Origin of the sequence: Streptomyces sp. NPDC058375, assembly GCF_042723425.1 — a bacterium.
Classification (GTDB): domain Bacteria; phylum Actinomycetota; class Actinomycetes; order Streptomycetales; family Streptomycetaceae; genus Streptomyces; species Streptomyces durocortorensis.
In genome coordinates this window covers 1-18,582 of the sequence record NZ_JBHXJG010000015.1, presented here as the reverse complement: position 1 = coordinate 18,582, position 18,582 = coordinate 1, and the positions used below count along the sequence as shown (strand labels likewise).

The 18,582-nt window shown below is 70.7% G+C and carries 15 protein-coding genes and 3 pseudogenes; 11 read left to right on the top strand and 7 right to left on the bottom strand.

Annotation, left to right across the window (positions count from 1 at the left end):
• Nucleotides 1-45: 45 nt before the first annotated feature.
• Complete coding sequence (locus tag ACFWM7_RS04650) at nucleotides 46-1,929, bottom strand: ABC transporter ATP-binding protein (protein ID WP_383255051.1); 1,884 nt, start codon at nucleotides 1,927-1,929, stop codon at nucleotides 46-48.
• Nucleotides 1,926-3,800: an ABC transporter ATP-binding protein gene (locus ACFWM7_RS04645; RefSeq protein WP_383255047.1), complete on the bottom strand. Its 1,875-nt coding sequence runs from the start codon at nucleotides 3,798-3,800 to the stop codon at nucleotides 1,926-1,928. Before ACFWM7_RS04645 ends, ACFWM7_RS04650 begins: the two co-directional genes overlap by 4 nt.
• Before the next feature lie 188 nt (nucleotides 3,801-3,988).
• Between ACFWM7_RS04645 and ACFWM7_RS04640 the strand changes: the two genes are divergently transcribed.
• The 4 genes from ACFWM7_RS04640 to ACFWM7_RS04625 all read left to right on the top strand — a co-directional run bounded on the left by ACFWM7_RS04640 (nucleotide 3,989) and on the right by ACFWM7_RS04625 (nucleotide 7,891).
• Nucleotides 3,989-4,936 carry an ABC transporter ATP-binding protein gene (locus ACFWM7_RS04640; RefSeq protein ID WP_383255044.1) on the top strand — a complete coding sequence of 316 codons (948 nt, stop codon included), beginning with the start codon at nucleotides 3,989-3,991 and terminating at the stop codon, nucleotides 4,934-4,936.
• Between the two features lie 115 nt (nucleotides 4,937-5,051).
• Nucleotides 5,052-5,783, top strand: coding sequence for an ABC transporter permease (locus ACFWM7_RS04635; RefSeq protein ID WP_383255102.1), 732 nt, complete (start codon nucleotides 5,052-5,054; stop codon nucleotides 5,781-5,783).
• A 14-nt stretch (nucleotides 5,784-5,797) separates the two neighbouring features.
• Nucleotides 5,798-7,087: a sensor histidine kinase gene (locus tag ACFWM7_RS04630; protein ID WP_383255042.1), complete on the top strand. Its 1,290-nt coding sequence runs from the start codon at nucleotides 5,798-5,800 to the stop codon at nucleotides 7,085-7,087.
• A 150-nt stretch (nucleotides 7,088-7,237) separates the two neighbouring features.
• Entirely contained in the window at nucleotides 7,238-7,891 is a 654-nt protein-coding gene (locus tag ACFWM7_RS04625; protein ID WP_383255040.1) for a response regulator, read from the top strand.
• Nucleotides 7,892-7,904: 13 nt separating this feature from the next.
• On the opposite strand, the gene glgX is transcribed toward ACFWM7_RS04625, so the two are convergent.
• Nucleotides 7,905-10,196 (bottom strand): glycogen debranching protein GlgX, encoded by a 2,292-nt coding sequence (gene glgX, locus ACFWM7_RS04620; RefSeq protein ID WP_383255038.1) that lies wholly within the window; start codon nucleotides 10,194-10,196, stop codon nucleotides 7,905-7,907.
• A gap of 151 nt (nucleotides 10,197-10,347) precedes the next feature.
• Between glgX and ACFWM7_RS04615 the strand changes: the two genes are divergently transcribed.
• The 3 genes from ACFWM7_RS04615 (at nucleotide 10,348) to ACFWM7_RS04605 (ending at nucleotide 14,049) form a co-directional block, all read left to right on the top strand.
• Nucleotides 10,348-11,589, top strand: a complete 1,242-nt coding sequence (locus ACFWM7_RS04615) for an Ig-like domain-containing protein (protein WP_383255036.1) — start codon at nucleotides 10,348-10,350, stop codon at nucleotides 11,587-11,589.
• Nucleotides 11,590-11,785: 196 nt separating this feature from the next.
• Nucleotides 11,786-13,033: an Ig-like domain-containing protein gene (locus ACFWM7_RS04610; protein ID WP_383255100.1), complete on the top strand. Its 1,248-nt coding sequence runs from the start codon at nucleotides 11,786-11,788 to the stop codon at nucleotides 13,031-13,033.
• A 248-nt stretch (nucleotides 13,034-13,281) separates the two neighbouring features.
• On the top strand, nucleotides 13,282-14,049 hold the full coding sequence (locus tag ACFWM7_RS04605) for an enoyl-CoA hydratase-related protein (protein ID WP_355470801.1): 768 nt from the start codon (nucleotides 13,282-13,284) through the stop codon (nucleotides 14,047-14,049).
• A gap of 58 nt (nucleotides 14,050-14,107) precedes the next feature.
• Here ACFWM7_RS04605 and ACFWM7_RS04600 read toward each other — a convergent pair whose 3' ends face one another.
• Nucleotides 14,108-14,497: a hypothetical protein gene (locus ACFWM7_RS04600; protein ID WP_383255033.1), complete on the bottom strand. Its 390-nt coding sequence runs from the start codon at nucleotides 14,495-14,497 to the stop codon at nucleotides 14,108-14,110.
• 382 nt (nucleotides 14,498-14,879) lie between these two features.
• Between ACFWM7_RS04600 and ACFWM7_RS04595 the strand changes: the two are divergent.
• Nucleotides 14,880-15,187 (top strand): annotated as a pseudogene (locus tag ACFWM7_RS04595) (pentapeptide repeat-containing protein); the annotation flags it as partial.
• Here the strand turns inward: ACFWM7_RS04595 and ACFWM7_RS04590 are convergent.
• Nucleotides 15,176-15,471, bottom strand: a pseudogene (locus ACFWM7_RS04590) (GNAT family N-acetyltransferase); the annotation flags it as partial. The pseudogenes ACFWM7_RS04595 and ACFWM7_RS04590 overlap by 12 nt on opposite strands.
• Before the next feature lie 388 nt (nucleotides 15,472-15,859).
• On the opposite strand from ACFWM7_RS04590, the pseudogene ACFWM7_RS04585 reads away from it, so the two are divergent.
• A pseudogene (locus ACFWM7_RS04585) lies at nucleotides 15,860-16,392 on the top strand (NUDIX hydrolase).
• Between the two features lie 50 nt (nucleotides 16,393-16,442).
• Here the strand turns inward: ACFWM7_RS04585 and ACFWM7_RS04580 are convergent.
• Nucleotides 16,443-16,913, bottom strand: a complete 471-nt coding sequence (locus tag ACFWM7_RS04580; RefSeq protein WP_383255031.1) for an NUDIX domain-containing protein — start codon at nucleotides 16,911-16,913, stop codon at nucleotides 16,443-16,445.
• A 2-nt stretch (nucleotides 16,914-16,915) separates the two neighbouring features.
• Nucleotides 16,916-17,659, bottom strand: a complete 744-nt coding sequence (locus ACFWM7_RS04575) for an XRE family transcriptional regulator (protein WP_383255029.1) — start codon at nucleotides 17,657-17,659, stop codon at nucleotides 16,916-16,918.
• A 119-nt stretch (nucleotides 17,660-17,778) separates the two neighbouring features.
• Here ACFWM7_RS04575 and ACFWM7_RS04570 point away from each other — a divergent pair, with 119 nt between their 5' ends.
• Together ACFWM7_RS04570 and ACFWM7_RS04565 are read left to right on the top strand one after the other, a co-directional pair.
• Complete coding sequence (locus ACFWM7_RS04570) at nucleotides 17,779-18,009, top strand: hypothetical protein (RefSeq protein ID WP_383255028.1); 231 nt, start codon at nucleotides 17,779-17,781, stop codon at nucleotides 18,007-18,009.
• A gap of 90 nt (nucleotides 18,010-18,099) precedes the next feature.
• Nucleotides 18,100-18,543, top strand: a complete 444-nt coding sequence (locus ACFWM7_RS04565; RefSeq protein ID WP_383255026.1) for a glycine-rich domain-containing protein — start codon at nucleotides 18,100-18,102, stop codon at nucleotides 18,541-18,543.
• Nucleotides 18,544-18,582: the final 39 nt, after the last annotated feature.

Here is an 18,582-nt window from a genome sequence, read left to right as displayed (position 1 = left end):
CGAACGGAACGGTGCCGACGCCGCCGTCGGCACCGTCCCGCCCCCTCAGGCCAGACTCTCCTTCCACGTCCGGTGCAGCCCCGCGAACCGCCCCGTCCCGCCGATCAGTTCGGCGGGCGCCCCGTCCTCCACGATCCGGCCGTGCTCCATCACCAGCACCCGGTCCGCGATCTCCACCGTCGAGAGCCGGTGGGCGATCACCACCGCCGTGCGGCCGTGCAGCACCGTGTCCATCGCCCGCTGCACCGCCCGCTCGCCCGGGATGTCCAGGGAGCTGGTCGCCTCGTCCAGGATCAGCACCGACGGGTTCGCCAGCAGGGCGCGGGCGAAGGCCACCAACTGGCGCTGGCCCGCCGAGATCCGGCCGCCCCGCTTGCGTACGTCGGTGTCGTAGCCGTCCGGCAGGGCCGCGATGAAGTCGTGCGCGCCGATCGCCTTCGCGGCGTGCTCGATCTCCTCGCGGGTGGCGTCCGGGCGGCCGATCGCGATGTTCTCCGCGACCGTCCCGGAGAACAGGAACGCCTCCTGCGTCACCATCACCACGCCCCGGCGCAGCTCGGCCGTGGACAGGTCGCGCAGGTCCGTGCCGTCCAGCAGGACCCGGCCCTCGGTCGGGTCGTAGAAGCGGGCCAGCAGCTTGGCCAGCGTAGACTTGCCCGCGCCCGTCGAGCCGACGACCGCCACCGTCCGGCCCGCCGGGATCCGCAGGTCGAAGGCGGGCAGCACCTCGCCGCCCGTGCGGTAGGCGAACCGCACCCCGTCGAAGACGACCTCCCGGCCCGGGAGGTCGCCCGAGCGCGGCGGCAGTTCGGTGGGGTGGTCGGTCTCGGGGACGTTCGGCGTCTGGGCCAGGAGGCCGGCGATCTTCGTCAGGGAGGCCGCCGCCGACTCGTAGGAGTTGAGGAACATCCCCAGCCGGTCGATCGGGTCGTACAGCCGCCGGATGTACAGCACCGCCGCCGCCAGCACCCCGAGCGCCAGCGTGCCGTCCGCCACCCGGTAGGCGCCCCACAGCACCATGCCGGCCACCGCCGTGTTCGCGATCAGCCGGGAGCCGATGACATAGCGGGCCATCTCCAGGATCGCGTCGCCGTTCGACCGCTCGTGGCGGGTGTTCAGCTCCGTGAAGGCGGCGTCGTTGCTCCGCTCCCGGCGGAACGCCTGGACCGGGCGGATGCCGTTCATCGTCTCCGCGAACTTCACGATCACCGCCGCGATCGCCGTGGACCGGGCCGTGAACGCCACGGACGCCCGCCGCCGGTACATCCGGACCATCAGATACAACGGTACGAAGGAGATCGTGGCGATCGCGCCGATCCCCAGGTCCAGCCAGAGCAGCACCACGGCGATCGACACGAACGAGAGGACCACGCCGATCAGTTCCTGGAGCCCCTCGCTCAGCAGCTCCCGCAGCGACTCCACGTCCGTCGTGGAACGCGAGATCAGCCGGCCCGACGTGTAGCGCTCGTGGAAGTCGACGCTGAGCGCCTGCGCGTGGCGGAAGATCCGGCCGCGCAGCTCCAGCAGCACGTCCTGGTTGATCCGCGCGGCCGCCCGGATGAAGCCGTACTGGAGGACGCCCGCGCCGACCGAGCACACCGCGTAGCCGATCGCGACCGCCACCAGCGGCCCGTAGTCGTGGTCCCGGAACGCCGGAACCCCGCTGTCGATCGCGTACGCCACGAGCAGCGGGCCCGCCTGCATCGCGACCTGCTGCACCACCAGCAGCAGCGCCGCCACCGCGACCCGGCCGCGCATCGGGGCCAGCAGCGAGAACAGCAGCGTCAGCGTGGCCCGGGGCGGCGCGGGCAGGTCGTCCTGGTCGAACGGGTCGTCGGGGAGCGGTGGTTCGGGGGCGGCCGGGCGCTTCTTCCGCAGGCCGTCGTCCTCGGCTGCCGGAAGTGAGGCGTCGTCGGTGGTCGTGGTCATCGGGCACTGCCCTCCTCGGCGGGGATCTGCTGGGCGGGGGCGCGCCCCGGCCCAACGGGCGCCCGCCGGTCGGTCACGGGCCCGGCACCCCGATCGATTACGGGACCGGGCTCCGCGCCCGACATCAGCCAGGCGTACTCCGCGTTGTCCCGCAGCAGCTCCTGATGCGTGCCGACCGCGGCGATCCGGCCTCCGGACAGCAGCGCCACCCGGTCCGCCAGCATCACGGTCGAGGGGCGGTGCGCCACGACCACCGCCGTCGTCCGCTCCAGGACCTGCCGCAGCGCGGCCTCCACCAGCGTCTCCGTGTGCACGTCCAGCGCGGAGAGCGGGTCGTCCAGCACCAGGAAGCGCGGCTCGCCGACCACCGCGCGGGCCAGCGCCAGGCGCTGGCGCTGGCCGCCGGACAGGCTCAGGCCCTGCTCGCCGACCTCGGTGTCCAGCCCCCGCGGCAGCCCGTGCACGAAGTCCGCCTGAGCCACCGACAGCGCCCGGCGCACCTGCTGCTCGTCCGCGTCCGCCGCGCCCATCGTCACGTTCTCGCCGACCGTCGCGGAGAACAGCGTCGGCTCCTCGAACGCCACCGACACCAGCTTCCGCAGCCGTGAGCGCTCCATCGTGGCGATGTCCTCGCCGTCCAGCGTGATCCGCCCGCCGGTCACCTCGTGCAGCCGGGGCACCAGCGCGGTCAGCGTCGTCTTGCCCGACCCCGTACCGCCGACGAGGGCCAGCGTCTCGCCGGGCCGGACGTGCAGATCGACCCCGGCGAGGACCGGCGGCGAGTCCGGATCCGCGTCCGGGTAGCGGAACTCGACGCCCTCGAACACCATCCCGGAGGCGGTCGCCGGCGCACCCTCCCGTACGGCGACGGCACCCGGCTCCTCCGCCACGTCCATCACCTCGAAATACCGGTCGGTGGCGGTCGCCGACTCCTGGCTCATCGCCAGCAGGAAACCGATCGACTCCACCGGCCAGCGCAGCGCGAGCGCCGTGGACAGGAACGCCACCAGCGTGCCCGCCGACAGCGACCCGTCCGCCACCTGGACCGTGCCCAGCACCAGCGCAGCGCCGATCGCCAGCTCCGGGATGGCGGTGATCAGCGCCCAGATCCCGGCGAGCAGCCGGGCCTTGCCCAGCTCCGTGGTGCGCAGCCGGTGCGACAGCGCCCGGAACGCCTGCACCTGGCTGCGGTGCTGGCCGAAGCCCTTGACGATACGGATGCCCAGCACGCTCTCCTCGACGACCGTGGTGAGGTCGCCGACCTGGTCCTGGGCCCGCCGCGCGACCACCGAATACTTCGTCTCGAACAGCGAGCACAGGATCATCAGCGGCACCGCCGGCGCCAGCAGTACCAGACCGAGCGTCCAGTCCTGGGCGAACAGAAGGACGAACCCGACAAGGATCGTCGCGGTGTTGACGACCAGGAAGGTCAGCGGGAACGCCAGGAACATCCGCAGCAGCATCAGGTCCGTCGTCCCGCGCGACAGCAGCTGACCCGAGGCCCAGCGGTCGTGGAAGGCGACCGGCAGCCGTTGCAGATGGCGGAAGAGATCCGCCCGCATCGACGCCTCGACCCCGGCCAGCGGCCGCGCCACCAGCCATCGCCGGAACCCGAACAGCAGCGCCTCCGCGATGCCGAGCAGCAGCAGATACAGCGCGCCCAGCCACACCCCGCCCGGATCGCGGTCGGCGACCGGGCCGTCGACCATCCACTTCAGGACCAGCGGGATCACCAGCCCCAGACAGGACGCCAGGATCGCCACGAAGGCGGCGGTGAACAGGCGTACCCGCACGGGTCGGACATAGGGCCACAGGCGCAGGAGGGAGCGCACGGCGGACCGGTCCGTGCGCTCTGCAGGCTTTTCGGGCATCAGGGCCGACCCTACGTTTCACCACTGACATCGGGCCTCCCCATTTCCGGCCGCCCGCCCGCGCGGCCGCCCCCGCCCGCACGGTTCCCGTCGCACCCGGTCGTACCGCACCGTCAACCGATCGGCTGATACGACGTCGAGCGTGACGACGGATACCGGCCCGGCCCGCCCGCCGGAACCCTGAGGGCATGGCAATCATCGAAGTCAACGGAGTACGCAAGACCTACGCGGGCCGGCACGTGGTCGACGGCGTCTCCTTCTCCGTCGACGAGGGGGAGATCTTCGGCATCCTCGGCCCCAACGGAGCGGGCAAGACCACCACCGTCGAATGCGTGGAGGGCCTGCGCATCCCCGACGCCGGCACGGTCAAGGTCGCCGGGCTCGACCCCGTCGCCGACCACGACCGGGTGACGCACCTGCTCGGCGCCCAGCTCCAGGAGAGCGAGCTCCAGGCCAAACTGACCGTACGGGAGGCGCTGGAACTCTACGCCGCCTTCTACCCGGCCCCCGCCGACTGGCGGCCGCTCGCGGACCGGCTCGGCCTGGCGGACCGGCTGACCACCCGCTTCGCCCAGCTCTCCGGTGGCCAGAAACAGCGCCTGTTCATCGCGCTCGCCCTGATCGGCAACCCCAAGGTCGTCGTCCTCGACGAGCTGACCACCGGTCTGGACCCGCGCGCCCGCCGCGACACCTGGAAGCTCATCGAGGAGGTCCGCGACGGCGGGGTCACCGTCCTGCTGGTCACCCACTTCATGGAGGAGGCGCAGCGCCTCTGCGACCGGATCGCCGTCATCGACCGGGGCAGGGTCGTCGCCCTGGACACCCCGTCCGGGCTGATCCGTCAGGCCACCGGCTCCACCGTGCTCTCCTTCGTGCCCTCCCGCCCCCCGACCGGACCCGAACTGGACCGGCTCGGCGCGCTGCCGGGCGTCGCGTCGGTGACCCCGCCCGACGCCGCCGGCGTCGTCGTCCTCCACGCCACCGACGACACCGTCACCCCGCTGATCTCTCTGCTCGCCGAACTCGGCGTCACCGCCCAGCGGCTGCGGATCACCGAGACCAGCCTCGACGAAGCCTTCCTCGACCTGACCGGAAACGACCTCACCGGCCACGACCCCATCCGACAGGACGCCTGACATGAACCCCGTACCGACCCCGGCCTCGCCCTCGACCCCGGCCTCGCCCTCGACCTCTGCCTCGATCCCGCCCCGTACGCCGGAGACGGCCGCGCCCGCCCGCCGCCGCAACCCCATGGCCGCCGTGCTGCGGACCGAGACCCGCCTCTTCCTCCGCGAACCGGGCAGCCTCTTCTGGATCCTCGCTTTCCCGACCGTCCTCCTGGTCATCCTCGGCTTCGTCCCGGCCTTCAAGGAGGCCGACGACAACCTCGACGGCCGCCGGGTCATCGACCTCTACGTCCCCGTCTCGGTCCTGCTCGCCATGATCATGGCCGGACTCCAGGCCATGCCGCCGATCCTCACCGCCTACCGCGAACGAGGCATCCTGCGCCGCATGTCCACCACCCCGGTACGGCCATCGGCCCTCCTCACCGCCCAGATCACCCTCCACGGGGCCGCCGCCCTCGGCTCGGCGCTCCTGGTCGTCGCCGTCGGCCGGACCGGCTACGGGGTCGCGCTGCCCGGACAACTCCTCGGCTACGCGCTGTCGCTGCTGCTCGCGGTCGCCGCCGTCCTCGCCCTGGGGGCGACGATCTGCGCCCTGTCCCGTACGACGAAGGCGGCCACCGCGGTCGGCTCGGTCGCCTACCTCGCGATGATGTTCACCGCCGGGGTCTGGGTGCCCGTCCAGGCGATGCCCGACACCCTGCGCCGCATCGTGGAGATCACCCCGTTCGGCGCCGCCGCCCAGGCTCTGGACCAGGCCGCATCCGGTGACTGGCCGAGCTGGGCGTACCTCGGGGTCGTCGCGCTGTGGACCGTCCTGCTGGGGATCGGGGCCGGTCGACTCTTCCGGTGGCAGTGACGCAGACTGCCCGCATGACGCAGCCGCCCCGCTCCCCGCATCTGTCCGGCGCGACGGGCCCCCGCACGGTCGAGGACCGCTGGGAGCAGTTCTACCGGTACGGGCCCTACGCCGTCCTCACGCTCTCCGTCCTCGTCGGGTCCGTCGCCGCCGACCTGATCATGACCCGCACCGAGATGTACGCGGCCGGGGTCCTGACCGCCGTGGCGTACGGGCTCCAGATCTGGTGGGGCCGGGCCCGCCCGCGTACCGCTCCGGGCGCCCCGGCCGGGATGGCCTACTACACCGCACGGACCGTCCTCGCCTTCGCCCTGTCCTGGCTCAACCCGTTCTTCTCCATCTACGCCGCCGTCGGCTACTTCGACGTCGAACCCCTGCTGCCCAAGCGCTTCGTCCGCATCGGGCTGCTCACCACCGCCGTCACGCTGGCCGGTTCGCAGAGCGGGGGACTGCCGCCCGCCTCCCTGATGAACTGGGTCGCCTTCGGCGCGCTCTACCTCATCAACTCCGCCCTCGCCCTCTTCTTCTGGCACGTCGGCATGCGCGAGGAGGAGAAGGCCCGCATCCAGGTCGAGACCATCGCCGAGCTGGAGCGCACCAACCTCCGGCTGGAGCGGGCCATGGCGGAGAACGCGGCCCTGCACGCCCAACTCCTCGTCCAGGCACGGGAGGCCGGGGTCGACGATGAGCGGCGCCGGCTCGCCGCCGAGATCCACGACACCCTCGCGCAGGGGCTGACCGGGATCATCGCCCAGCTCCAGGTCGTCACCTCCCTCACCGACCGCGACCCGCCGACCGCCCGCGTCCACCTGGAACGCGCCGCCGCGCTCGCCCGCCACAGCCTCGGCGAGGCTCGCCGCTCCGTGCACAACCTGGCCCCCGCCGCCCTGGAACACGACGAGTTGGCCGGGGCGCTGGAGAAGACCGTCGCCGACTGGGCCGAACAGCACCGCGTCCGGGCCGACTTCACCGTCACCGGCACCGCCGAACCGGTCCACGACGAGATCGCCGCCACCCTCCTGCGCATCGCGGGCGAGGCGCTGGCCAACGCGGGGCGGCACGCCGGGGCCTCCCGGGTCGGGGTGACGCTGTCCTTCATGGACGACGAACTGACCCTGGACGTACGGGACGACGGACGCGGCTTCGACCCCGCTGCCGCCGCCCCGGCGAGCCGCACCGGAGGCTTCGGCCTCGGCGGGATGCGGGCCCGCGCGGAGCGCATAGCGGGCGCGGTCGAGGTGGAGTCGGAACCGGGCGGCGGCACGGCGGTATCGGCCAGAGTCCCCCTGGTCAGGCATCCGTGACCGCCGCGCGGTGGCCCCTGGTTCTGGTCCGGCACTCGTGAACGGCCCCGCGCGGGCCCTTGATCAGACACCGGGCCCCGGCCAGGCACCCGTGAACGGCCCCGCGGCGGAACCTGGCCAGACGCCCACGACCCCCCGTACGGTGCGATCATGACCGAGACCCCCGCCCGCACCATCAGCCTCGTCGTCGTCGACGACCACCCGGTCGTCCGGGACGGACTGCGCGGCATGTTCGCCGCCGCCCCCGGCTTCGAGGTCCTCGGCGAGGCGTCGAACGGCGTCGACGCCCTCACGGCCGTCGAGCACCTCGACCCCGACGTCGTCCTGATGGACCTGCGGATGCCAGGCGGCGGGGGAGTGGCGGCCATCGCGGAGCTGACCCGGCGCGGCGCGCGCTCGAAGGTCCTGGTGCTGACCACGTACGACACCGACTCCGACACGCTCCCCGCGATCGAGGCGGGCGCCACCGGCTACCTCCTCAAGGACGCCCCGCGCGAGGAGCTGTTCGCGGCCGTCCGGGCCGCCGCCGACGGGCGCGGCGTCCTGTCGCCCGCCGTCGCCTCCCGGCTGATGACCCGGGTCCGCACCCCCGCCGCCGACCCGGCCGGGACCACCCTTTCGACCCGCGAGCGGGAGGTGCTGGTCCTGGTGGCGCGGGGCACCACCAACCGGGAGATCGCCGCCGAACTCTTCATCAGCGAGGCGACCGTGAAGACGCACCTCACCCATGTCTTCGCCAAGCTGGGCGCCAAGGACCGGGCCGCGGCCGTCGCCGTGGGCTATGACCGGGGCATCCTCGGCTGACGCTTCCAGCCCGCTACTCCGCCACCCGCAGCAGCAGCACCGAACGGGCCGGCACCGTCAGCTCCGTACCGCCGTCGAGAACCGTCCCGGGAGCCTCCGCCTGCTCCTCCCGCGAGGTGTCCAGGACCAGTTCGTACGCGTCTCCCCACGGCGCCCCGGGAAGGGCGAAGGACGTCGGCTCCGCGCCCGCGTGCAGGACGGCCAGGAAGCTGTCGTCGGTCACCGGCTCGCCCCGCGCGTCCCGCCCCGGAATGTCCCGTCCGGAGAGGTAGAGGCCGAGCGTGGCGGCGGGCGCGTACCAGTCGCCCTCCGTCATCTCCCGCCCGTCCCGGGCGAACCACGCCAGGTCCCGCAGCCCGTCCGGGGCCTGCGCCCGGCCGGAGAAGAACGCGCGGCGCCGCAGCACCGGATGGGTCCGGCGCAGTGTCAGCACCCGGGCCGTCAGCTCGGTCAGCTGCCGCCACTCCGGCTGGTCCAGCAGTGACCAGTCGACCCAGCCGGTCTCGTTGTCCTGGCAGTAGGCGTTGTTGTTGCCGCCCTGCGTCCGGCCCATCTCGTCGCCCGCCACCAGCATCGGCACCCCGGTGGAGAGCAGCAGCGTGGTCAGCAGGTTACGGAGTTGGCGGCGGCGCAGCGCGTTGATCTCCGGGTCGTCGCTCTCGCCCTCCACCCCGCAGTTCCACGCCCGGTTGTCGTTCGTCCCGTCCCGGTTGCCCTCGCCGTTCGCCTCGTTGTGCTTCTGCTCGTAGGAGACCAGGTCGCGCAGGGTGAACCCGTCGTGCGCGGTGACGAAGTTGACCGAGGCGTACGGGCGGCGGCCGCCCCAGGCGTACAGGTCGCTGGAGCCGGTCAGCCGGTAGCCGAGATCCCGTACGTCGGGGAGTGCGCCGCGCCAGAAGTCCCGTACGGCGTCGCGGTAGCGGTCGTTCCACTCGGTCCACAGGGGAGGGAAGGCTCCCACCTGGTAGCCGCCGTTGCCGACGTCCCACGGCTCGGCGATGAGCTTGACCCGGCGCAGCACCGGGTCCTGGGCGATCACCGCGAGGAACGGGGAGAGCATGTCGACGTCGTGCATCGAGCGGGCCAGCGCCGCCGCCAGGTCGAAGCGGAAGCCGTCGACGCCCATCTCGGTGACCCAGTAGCGCAGCGAGTCGGTGATGAGCCGCAGCACCTGGGGCTGCACCACGTGCAGGGTGTTGCCGCAGCCGGTGTAGTCGGCGTAGCGGCGCGGGTCGCCCTCCAGGCGGTAGTAGCCCCGGTTGTCGATGCCGCGCAGCGACAGCATCGGGCCCAACTCGCCCGCCTCCGCGGTGTGGTTGTAGACGACGTCGAGGATCACCTCGATCCCGGCGTCGTGCAGCGCGCGCACCATCCGCTTGAACTCGCCGACCTGCTGGCCGGCCGTGCCGGAGGCGGAGTAGCCGGCGTGCGGGGCGAAGTAGCCGATGGAGTTGTAGCCCCAGTGGTTGTGCAGCCCGCGCCGCAGGAGGTGGTCCTCGTGGGCGAACTGGTGCACCGGCAGCAGCTCCACCGCCGTGACCCCGAGCCGGGTGAGGTGCTCGATCGCCGCCGGATGCGCGAGACCCGCGTACGTGCCGCGCAGCTCGGGCGGGATCTCCGGGTGCAGCTTGGTGAAGCCGCGCACGTGCAGCTCGTAGATGACCGAGTCGGCCCACGGGGTCTTCGGCCGGCGGTCCTCCACCCAGTCGTCGTCATCGTGAACGACCACGCCCTTGGGGACGTACGGAGCCGAGTCCCGGTCGTCGCGCACGGTGTCGGCGACATGCTGGTCCGGCCAGTCCCGGACATGCCCGTACACCTCGGGCGGCAGGGTGAAGGTCCCGTCGACCGCACGGGCGTACGGGTCGAGCAGCAGCTTCGCCGCGTTCCAGCGGGCCCCCGTCCATGGATCCCAGCGGCCGTGCACCCGGTAGCCGTAACGCTGACCGGGCCGCACCCCGGGCACGAAGCCGTGCCAGATCTCGTGGGTCAGCTCGGTCAGCGGGCAGCGGGTCTCGACGCCCCGCTCGTCGAACAGGCACACCTCGACCGCCTCGGCCCCGCCCGCCCACAGCGCGAAGTTCGTCCCCGCGACCCCGTCCGGGCCGACCCGGAAGCGGGCCCCCAGCGGCATCGGGGCCCCGGGCCACACGGCGGGGGCCGGGGCCGCGGCCCGTACGGCTTCGGCGTGCTCGGTGCGCTGCACCTCCACGATCTCCGCCCGGACGGCGGCCACCGTCCCCGGATCCTGCACCGCCTCCCGCTCGGGATCCTGTACTGCCTCCTGCTCGGCTGCGCTCGACACCGTGTAGCCTCCCGCGGCTCGTGGGACGGGCACCTACGAGTGGCGCGCGGCGTCCCGGCCGCGGCCCTTCGGGGTAGTCCTCCCCTCTGTTCTGCCCACCGGGCGGCCCGCACTCACGTTTCCCCCGACCGGCCCTGGTCGTTGGGGGAGCGTGAACCACACAGCGAAGAGCGCACGCGCCGGCTCGGCCGCCGTGCTGACCTGGGCAGGACTGCTGACCGTGCTGGCCCTGCTGACCGGCTGCACCGACACCCGGGAGGCCCTGCCCAACGGCAAAGCGCGATCCCCCGGCGACGTGATCAGCGTCTTCCCCGAGGACGGGGCCAAGGGCGTCGACGAGGAGACCCGCATCGCGGTGAAGGTCCCCGACGGGCGGCTGGAGAGCGTGAAGGTCATGCGGATCGAGGACGCGCAGCAGCAGACGGTGGCGGGGCGCATCGCCGAGGACGGGCGCTCCTGGGCCCCGGAGCCCAAGGTGGCCCGGCTCGCCCTTGCCGCGAAGTACAGCATCGACGCGGTGGCCGTGGACGGACAGGGCCGCCGCTCCGCCCGGCACGCCACGTTCACCACGCTCGTCCCCGAGCACCGCTTCATCGGCTACTTCAAACCGGAGAACCGGTCCACCGTAGGCACCGGCATGATCGTCTCGTTCTCCTTCAACCGGCCGATCGCCGACCGGGCCGCGGTGGAGAAGGCCATCCGGGTGACGTCCGATCCGGTGGTGGAGGTCGCCGGCCACTGGTTCGGCAAGGACCGGCTCGACTTCCGCCCGAAGACGTACTGGAAACCCGGCACCGAGGTCACCGTCGACATCGGGCTGCGGGACGTCGAGGGCGCCCCGGGGGTCTACGGCAGCCAGGACAAGACCGTCGTCTTCACGGTCGGCCGCTCCCAGATCTCCCGGGTCGACGCGGAGGCCAAGACGATGGAGGTGCGCCGGGACGGAGAGCTCGTGGAGACCGTCCCGATCACCGCGGGGGCCCCGAAGACGACCACGTACAACGGGCGGATGGTCGTCACCGAGATGCACGAGGTGACCCGGATGAACGGGGCGACCGTCGGTTTCACGGACAAGAAGGGCAAGGGCGAGTACGACATCAAGGACGTGCCGCACGCGATCCGGCTCACCACCTCCGGCACCTTCCTGCACGGCAATTACTGGGCGGACGAGTCCGTCTTCGGCGAGGAGAACGTCAGCCACGGCTGCATCGGGCTGCGCGACGCCAAGGGCGGTGGCAGCTCCACCCCCGGCGGCTGGTTCTTCGACCGGACCCTGATCGGCGACGTGGTCGAGGTGGTCAACTCCAAGGACAAGAAGGTCGCCCCGGACAACGGGCTCAGCGGCTGGAACATGGGCTGGAAGAAGTGGAAGGCGGGCTCCGCCCTGCGCTGAGACCCCGGGCCGGGTGCTCCGCCCGACACCCCGCGCCACCTGCACAGCTGTCCGGACCAGTTGGGACGGAACGGTGACATTCCGGAGGGAGTTCACCGCGCCCGCGATGTGATTATCTTGCGGCGGGCGTGCATGTGCAGCGCGCGGGGGTGCGGGTCATGGCGGGAGCCGGGCCGTGCGAGGGGAGACGACCACAGTGAACGGGCAGCCGATATCGGGGGCATCGGCCGGGGCGAGCGGGAAGCGGCGCGGCGGGCCGGGGCTTCTGGCCCTGGTTCTGGGAGCACTGCTGTTGCTGGTGACGGCGTGCGGCGGCGGCAGTGCCGGCGCGGGGGACGAGAAGGGTTCGGCGGGCAGCGTGAAGAAGGAGGACACGACCGCTTCGCAGGCGGTCGTGACCATCGCGCCCAAGGACGGCGCGGACGCCGTGGCGACCAGCGGCGCCCTGAAGATCGGCGCCGAGCAGGGCAAGCTGACCACGGTGAAGGTCGCCGACCCCAAGGGCAACGAGGTCGAGGGCGAGATCTCGGCCGACGGCGCGAGCTGGACGCCCGAGCGGCACCTCGCCGCCTCCACCAAGTACACGGTGCACGCGGTCGCCAAGGACGCCGAGGGCCGTGAGTCGGCGAAGGACACCACCTTCACCACGCTCGTCCCGGCGAACACCTTCATCGGCCAGTACACGCCGGAGGACGGCTCCACCGTCGGGGTCGGCATGCCGGTCTCCATCAACTTCACCCGGGGCATCACCGACCCGGACGCGGTGGAGAAGGGCATCAAGGTGACGGCCGACCCGGCCGTCGAGATCGAGGGCCACTGGTTCGGCAACGACCGCCTCGACTTCCGCCCGGAGGCGTACTGGAAGCCGGGCACCAAGGTGACCGTCGAACTCAACCTCGACGGCGTCGAGGGCCGGCCGGGCGTCTACGGCAAGCAGGCCAAGACGGTGACGTTCACCATCGGCCGCAGCCAGGTCTCCACCGTCGACGCGAGCGCGAAGCGGATGAAGGTGGTCCGCGACGGCAAGCAGATCAAGGACATCCCGATCTCCGCGGGCGCCCCGGCGACGACCACGTACAACGGTCAGATGGTCATCAGCGAGAAGCTCAAGGTGACCCGGATGAACGGCGACACCGTCGGCTTCGGCGGCGAGTACGACATCAAGGACGTCCCGCACGCCATGCGGCTGTCCACCTCGGGCACCTTCCTGCACGGCAACTACTGGGGCGCGTCCTCGATCTTCGGCACCACCAACACCAGCCACGGCTGTGTCGGTCTGCGCGATGTGCGCGGCGGCTACGACAGCCAGACGCCGGCGGCCTGGTTCTACAACAAGTCGATGATCGGCGACGTGGTCATCGTGAAGAACTCCAAGGACAAGCAGATCGCTCCGGACAACGGCCTCAACGGCTGGAACATGGACTGGGAGGAGTGGAAGAAGTAACTCCCTTCCCCTCTCCGAGCGGGCCCGGTGCTGTGACCAACGGCACCGGGCCCGCCGTCGTTAGCGGTGGTTAGGGCGTGTCCGGCGGATCATGACCGGGTCCACGACGCCTGGCACGGCACCTCGCGGCGTTGCCGAAACACCCTAATCGCTCCGCGATGAGGGCGTTCCAGCGCCTTGCGATGCACCGCACCAGACGCCGCGGCCTATCCGGTCCTGATCCGCCGGACACGCCCTAACCTCTAGGCATGACTGTGACCTTCGAAGTACGCGACGGCGTCGGCACCATCCAGCTCGACCGGCCGCCCATGAACGCCCTGGACGTCGCGATCCAGGACCGGCTGCGGGAGCTGGCCGAGGAGGCGACCCGGCGCGAGGACGTGCGCGCCGTGATCCTCTACGGCGGCGAGAAGGTGTTCGCGGCGGGCGCGGACATCAAGGAGATGCAGGCGATGGACCACACGGCGATGGTCCTCCGCTCCAAGGGTCTCCAGGACGCCTTCACGGCCGTCGCCCGCATCCCGAAGCCGGTCGTGGCCGCCGTCACCGGCTACGCGCTCGGCGGCGGCTGCGAACTGGCGCTCTGCGCCGACTTCCGGATCGCCGCGGACAACGCGAAGCTCGGCCAGCCGGAGATCCTGCTCGGCCTGATCCCCGGCGCGGGCGGCACCCAGCGCCTCGCCCGCCTGATCGGCCCCTCCCGCGCCAAGGACCTCATCTTCACCGGCCGCATGGTAAAGGCGGAGGAGGCCCTGACGCTGGGCCTGGTCGACCGGGTCGTCCCGGCCGCCGAGGTCTACGACCAGGCGCACACCTGGGCCGCCCAGCTGGCCAAGGGGCCCGCGCTGGCGCTGCGCGCGGCCAAGGAGTCGATCGACGCGGGGCTGGAGACGGACATCGACACGGGGCTCACCATCGAGCGGAACTGGTTCTCCGGCCTGTTCGCCACAGAGGACCGGGAGCGGGGGATGCGCAGCTTCGTGGAGGAGGGGCCGGGGAAGGCCACGTTCCTCTGATCCGTGGCGCTGGCCGGATCGGTCGGCAACGGCTTCCGCAGTACCACCCCATCGACGGTCAGGCGTCAGGGTCCACTTCGGGGTCCGTGAACCGCACAGGCTTGCCCAGCGACCGGGCGTAGGAGATTTCGGCTCGGGTGCTGTCTCCGATGTAGTCGCCGACTACGAGCACCTCATCAGCGAGCCGGATCTTCGCCCGGTGCAGGTCGTCGAGTCGAGCCTTCAGCGCCTCGGCCTCGACAGGATCGGACCAGAGTTCGTGGGGCGACTTCATATCACAGCACGGCTTGACGACGATCTTTCCGGCTTTGGTCTCCCGCAGGTCGGCTTCGTTCATCTCGGTCATGAAGCGGGTGGAGCCGCAGATCACGACGATACGCGGGAGGCTCAAGAGCTTCTTCGCGTCGGCGAGCTTTTCCTCGGGGGTGAGGAGTTGCGGGTATGACACGGGTTCCTCCGGGTGATGGGGCCAACGGGGCGCCTGCGGGGACGAGAACGAGGGTGTCCAAGATCGTTTTGTGACGAATGACGTGGACACCCTCGCGACAGCACACCAGGCGACGACCGGCGACATGCTGACGGAGCAACCCGACCTGGCGCCGGGGTGCTTGTCGGTCGGCATTACGGCTCGCCTGAAAGGGCGTTTTGACCCTTCGTACCGCTCCGCGTGTTGTGCCTGGTGGGGACCGTCGCCCGGGACAGGCCGCCACGGCACGCTAAGCGTCACACGGGCCCGCTGAAGTCACGGCGCACGGTCGCCCTGCGCCGACGGCCTGTCGACTTGTCAGGTTCGGGGAAATGATCGAGCGAACTGGTGTGTCCTTGTAGTCATGAAGACGCGTTCGTCGTCCCGTCGGGGAGACCGTGGCCTGCGGCTGTGGCCCGTCGGCCGTGCCCTTGCCCTCACCTTCACCTTGGCGGTTCTCGTTGCGGTGGGGGTCTTCTACACCGGGTGGGAGCTGCTCGCGGTGCAAGGCCTCAAGCCTCAGCGCCGCATCGACGCGAAGACCCTCTTCGACCTGGTGACGCTGTCCTTCGGCGTGGTCGCCGGCGCGGGTGCTCTGGTCGCCCTGGTGGTGCCTACCGACGCCAGCGCGTGGATGAGGAAGGGGCCCGGCGGGAGGCGACCCGGCTGCACGGACGTGCCCCGGACGCTCCGCGTCCCGCCGGTCAAGCGTGACGATGCCGATCATCGCCCCGTCGTAATCGACCACGAATACGCCCGGCCGCAGCCCGGGCACTTCAGGCACTGCACTCTCAAGCTCGGGCACGTGGTCGGGGGTCACCGAGGTACGTCCGCACCTCTGACGAAGCGAACAGGTCAACGAACGCCGCACGGTTCCGAGCCTCGGGCTCGCGGAGCACGAGCCGCTCGGTTCGCAACGGGGCGGGCGGCGAGATAACAGGTCCAAGCTCAGCCATGACAGGCAACCTACCGACTTTCCCTCATGGCGGGAGCACCAGGCTCCGACATCACGCCTTCAACCTCAGTAACCACCACCATGGCCATGGCCGTAGGGACCGGCAGGGCGCAGCACCGGGGTGCGGAGAGGCACGGGGCGGGGCGGCGGTTCGGAACGAGGCCCGGCGCGCGCCTCGTTCAATCCTGCGTACGCCTTTGCCAACACCAGATGATGCACTGCTGGTCCGTCGGAGCGCGTGAGCGTTGCACGTACCCGTGGCATGTCTCCTGAAGTGCCACGCTGCGCGCGTATCTTGTATGTGTCAATGTGACGCGAACTTGCCTGATGCGCCGTTGCTGCGCCCGCATCTCTGCGATGCCGGAGGCCGATCGAGAGGGGCCGCAGCGATGCAGTGGAAGATCCACGGGTTACGTCCGATCTACGAGAACAGTTGGGTGAACCTGTGGCTCACCGACATCGAGACGCCGGACGGAACCGTTGGGAACACCACGTGGTCAAGCTCCGGCATCTGGCGGTGGCCGCCGTGATCAACGAGCGGCGCGAGGTGCTGATGATGTGGCGGCATCGCTTCATCACGGACGCGTGGGCGTGGGAGCTGCCCATGGGCTTGGTCGAGGAGGGCGAGACACCGGCCGAAGCGGCAGCACGAGAGGTGCTGGAGGAGACCGGCTGGCGGCCCGGTCCCGTCGAGCCGCTGATCTACGCCGAGCCGGCAAACGGCATCACCGATTCCCAGCATCACGTCTTCCGGGCCGATGGGGCGACGTACGAAGGACCGCCGACTGAGAAGAACGAGTCGGACCGGATCGAGTGGATCCCGCTGGCCGAGGTGAGGGGCATGATCGACCGCCGCGAGATCGTCAGCAGTGGCTCCCTCGTCGGGCTGCTCTATGTGCTCATGGGCGAGGCCATCCGGTGACCTGGCGGATCCGCCACTTCCTGGATCGCCGTCGCCGCAGTCCAAAGAGGTCAGCCGAGATAGGGGCGCTCACGGTGCTCCAGAAAGTGGCGGATCCGGAGCCGCTGTGTGTGGTGCATAGGTAGTTGCTCGATGTCCTGCGGCGGGACGAAGCGCAGTTCTGTTGACTCGTCCGAGATGGCGAGCCGTCCCCCGACCACACGGGCGGTGAAACAGACGTTGAACTGTCTGCGCACTTCGCCGTCCGAGTAGGCGATGACGTGGCGAGGGTCGGTGTACGTGCCCACGAGCCCGGTGATCTCGACGTCCAGACCTGTTTCCTCCTTCACTTCGCGGACGGCCGTGCCGGGGAGTGAGTCGGTCATCTCCATGCCGCCGCCAGGTAGCGCCCAAAGGTCGTTGTCCCGTCGGCGCTGGAGAAGCACGCGTCCTTCGTCGTCGGTGACCACGGCGGATGCCGCGACCACCAAGCTGTTCGGTTCAGGTGCTGTCGGGTCGTCGTAGTACTCGGTTCGTGCCATGCTCACCCTTCGCTTACCGGCGTCGCGGTCTCCCAGACCGCTTCGAAGCTGCTGGCGTAGGTGTCGAACATGCCGCCCTCTTCGCTGCGCCGCAGATGCCATACGGGAGCGCCGTAGGCGTTCACGCCCCAGATATGGGCATTGACCATCGTCTGGTCATCTGCCCGATAGATCGAGTTGTAGAGCGTGGTGGCATGGGTTCGCACCTCGATGCCGGATACCCCTGCCAGGGGGCGATAGTGCATGAGGGCGAGTCGACAGCGGGACTCGATCCCGTGGCCGAACCTCTCCTCTTGGCCGCGCTGTTGGACATGCGCGCTGTCAGGGTCGCCGATCGTGATACGGACAGCACACCCGGCGGCAGCTCGCTCTCGCAGCAAGTCGTTGAGCCGCGGGTACGCCTCGTGCAGGAAGACGGCCGCGTACACCAACACGTCGATGCGCTCGCGGGCTTGGATCAGCATGTCCACGAAGGTGGAGACTGGGATGTCCGCCCGCTGGTCGTAGAGGGCCACAAGTTCCGGACTGACAGTGCGGGCAGGGCGTGCCTGCCGGAGCGCGGGCCAGAGAGCGTGCACGTCTTCTCCCAGTGTTTCCGCTGCCAGCATGGCCGTGGCCCGGCGTGGCGTGCGCCCCGAATTGACCCATCTTTCTACGGACTTGGGATCGACCTCGACCTTGTTCGCGAGGGCGGTGTACGTCCAGCCGCCGGACGCCATGGCCGCACGTAACCTCTCGTTCGGCATCTCCAACTCTCCTGACACTCGGGGACGGCACTAGGGACGTTCTATCCGACGCGGGACGTCCCGAAGTGGGGTTTGGTGGAGGTTCCGACGTCCTGGTGAGCGGCAGGATCCTCGTCCGCATGGCGAGCAACCAGCAGACCGGACCAGGCATCGGTGCATTGGCGAAGGACACCACCAGGGGACGTATCGGCGTCGTCATGGGCGAGGTCGGCGGTCGCGTGCAGATACGGCCGATCCGCGGCGGCACGGAATGGGATGCCATGCCGGACAACGTCGTGACGCCGAGTGCGCGGGAGGAACTCAGCGCACGTCTGGCCATCCGGAACGCCAACACTCGGGCTGGGCTGTGATGCGCGCCATCGCCTTCCGGTCGCCTTGAGCCGGCTCAGCGCCCGATGCGGGAGTAAGTGCCGCACACCGCCACACAAAGGAGTAGTCGCATGACGGCAACGACGAACGATCAGAGGACCGGTCGCGCGGTGGCTGGTGAGGAGCTGTTCGAAAGCCTCGCCCACTTCGTGGTCATCCACGACGGGCAGTCGCCGGAGCGGGCTCAGCGGATCGCGGACCAGGCCGTGGCCTTCTTGGTCACCGCTGCCACCGCCACCGTTCCCTTGGTCCCTTCGGACGACGTGGACCTCGGGCTGCACGCGCTCATCCTTCACACGAAGGAGTACGCAGGCCTGTGCGAGCGGTACGCGGGCCGCTTCCTGCACCACAACCCGGCGCCGGGCGGCGGGGCCCGTGACCCGAAGAAGGTCGCCGCCTCCGCGCACGCCATGAAGGCGGCCGGGTTCATGGTCTTCGACGACCTGTGGACCATGGACGGCACCAACCTCGCGCAGTGCGACGCGGACTGCGGCCGACCGTACGGTCAGGCGTAGCACACGACAGCCGCGACGCGGCCGGCCACGAGTCGTGGC

What these genes read in the sequence shown, in the direction of transcription:
- ACFWM7_RS04650 (WP_383255051.1), bottom strand. Translation starts at nt 1,929, where the DNA reads ATGACCACGACCACCGACGACGCCTCACTTCCGGCAGCCGAGGACGAC.
- ACFWM7_RS04645 (WP_383255047.1), bottom strand. Translation starts at nt 3,800, where the DNA reads ATGCCCGAAAAGCCTGCAGAGCGCACGGACCGGTCCGCCGTGCGCTCC.
- ACFWM7_RS04640 (WP_383255044.1), top strand. Translation starts at nt 3,989, where the DNA reads ATGGCAATCATCGAAGTCAACGGAGTACGCAAGACCTACGCGGGCCGG.
- ACFWM7_RS04635 (WP_383255102.1), top strand. Translation starts at nt 5,052, where the DNA reads ATGGCCGCCGTGCTGCGGACCGAGACCCGCCTCTTCCTCCGCGAACCG.
- ACFWM7_RS04630 (WP_383255042.1), top strand. Translation starts at nt 5,798, where the DNA reads ATGACGCAGCCGCCCCGCTCCCCGCATCTGTCCGGCGCGACGGGCCCC.
- ACFWM7_RS04625 (WP_383255040.1), top strand. Translation starts at nt 7,238, where the DNA reads ATGACCGAGACCCCCGCCCGCACCATCAGCCTCGTCGTCGTCGACGAC.
- ACFWM7_RS04605 (WP_355470801.1), top strand. Translation starts at nt 13,282, where the DNA reads ATGACTGTGACCTTCGAAGTACGCGACGGCGTCGGCACCATCCAGCTC.
- ACFWM7_RS04580 (WP_383255031.1), bottom strand. Translation starts at nt 16,913, where the DNA reads ATGGCACGAACCGAGTACTACGACGACCCGACAGCACCTGAACCGAAC.
- ACFWM7_RS04575 (WP_383255029.1), bottom strand. Translation starts at nt 17,659, where the DNA reads ATGCCGAACGAGAGGTTACGTGCGGCCATGGCGTCCGGCGGCTGGACG.
- ACFWM7_RS04570 (WP_383255028.1), top strand. Translation starts at nt 17,779, where the DNA reads ATGGCGAGCAACCAGCAGACCGGACCAGGCATCGGTGCATTGGCGAAG.
- ACFWM7_RS04565 (WP_383255026.1), top strand. Translation starts at nt 18,100, where the DNA reads ATGACGGCAACGACGAACGATCAGAGGACCGGTCGCGCGGTGGCTGGT.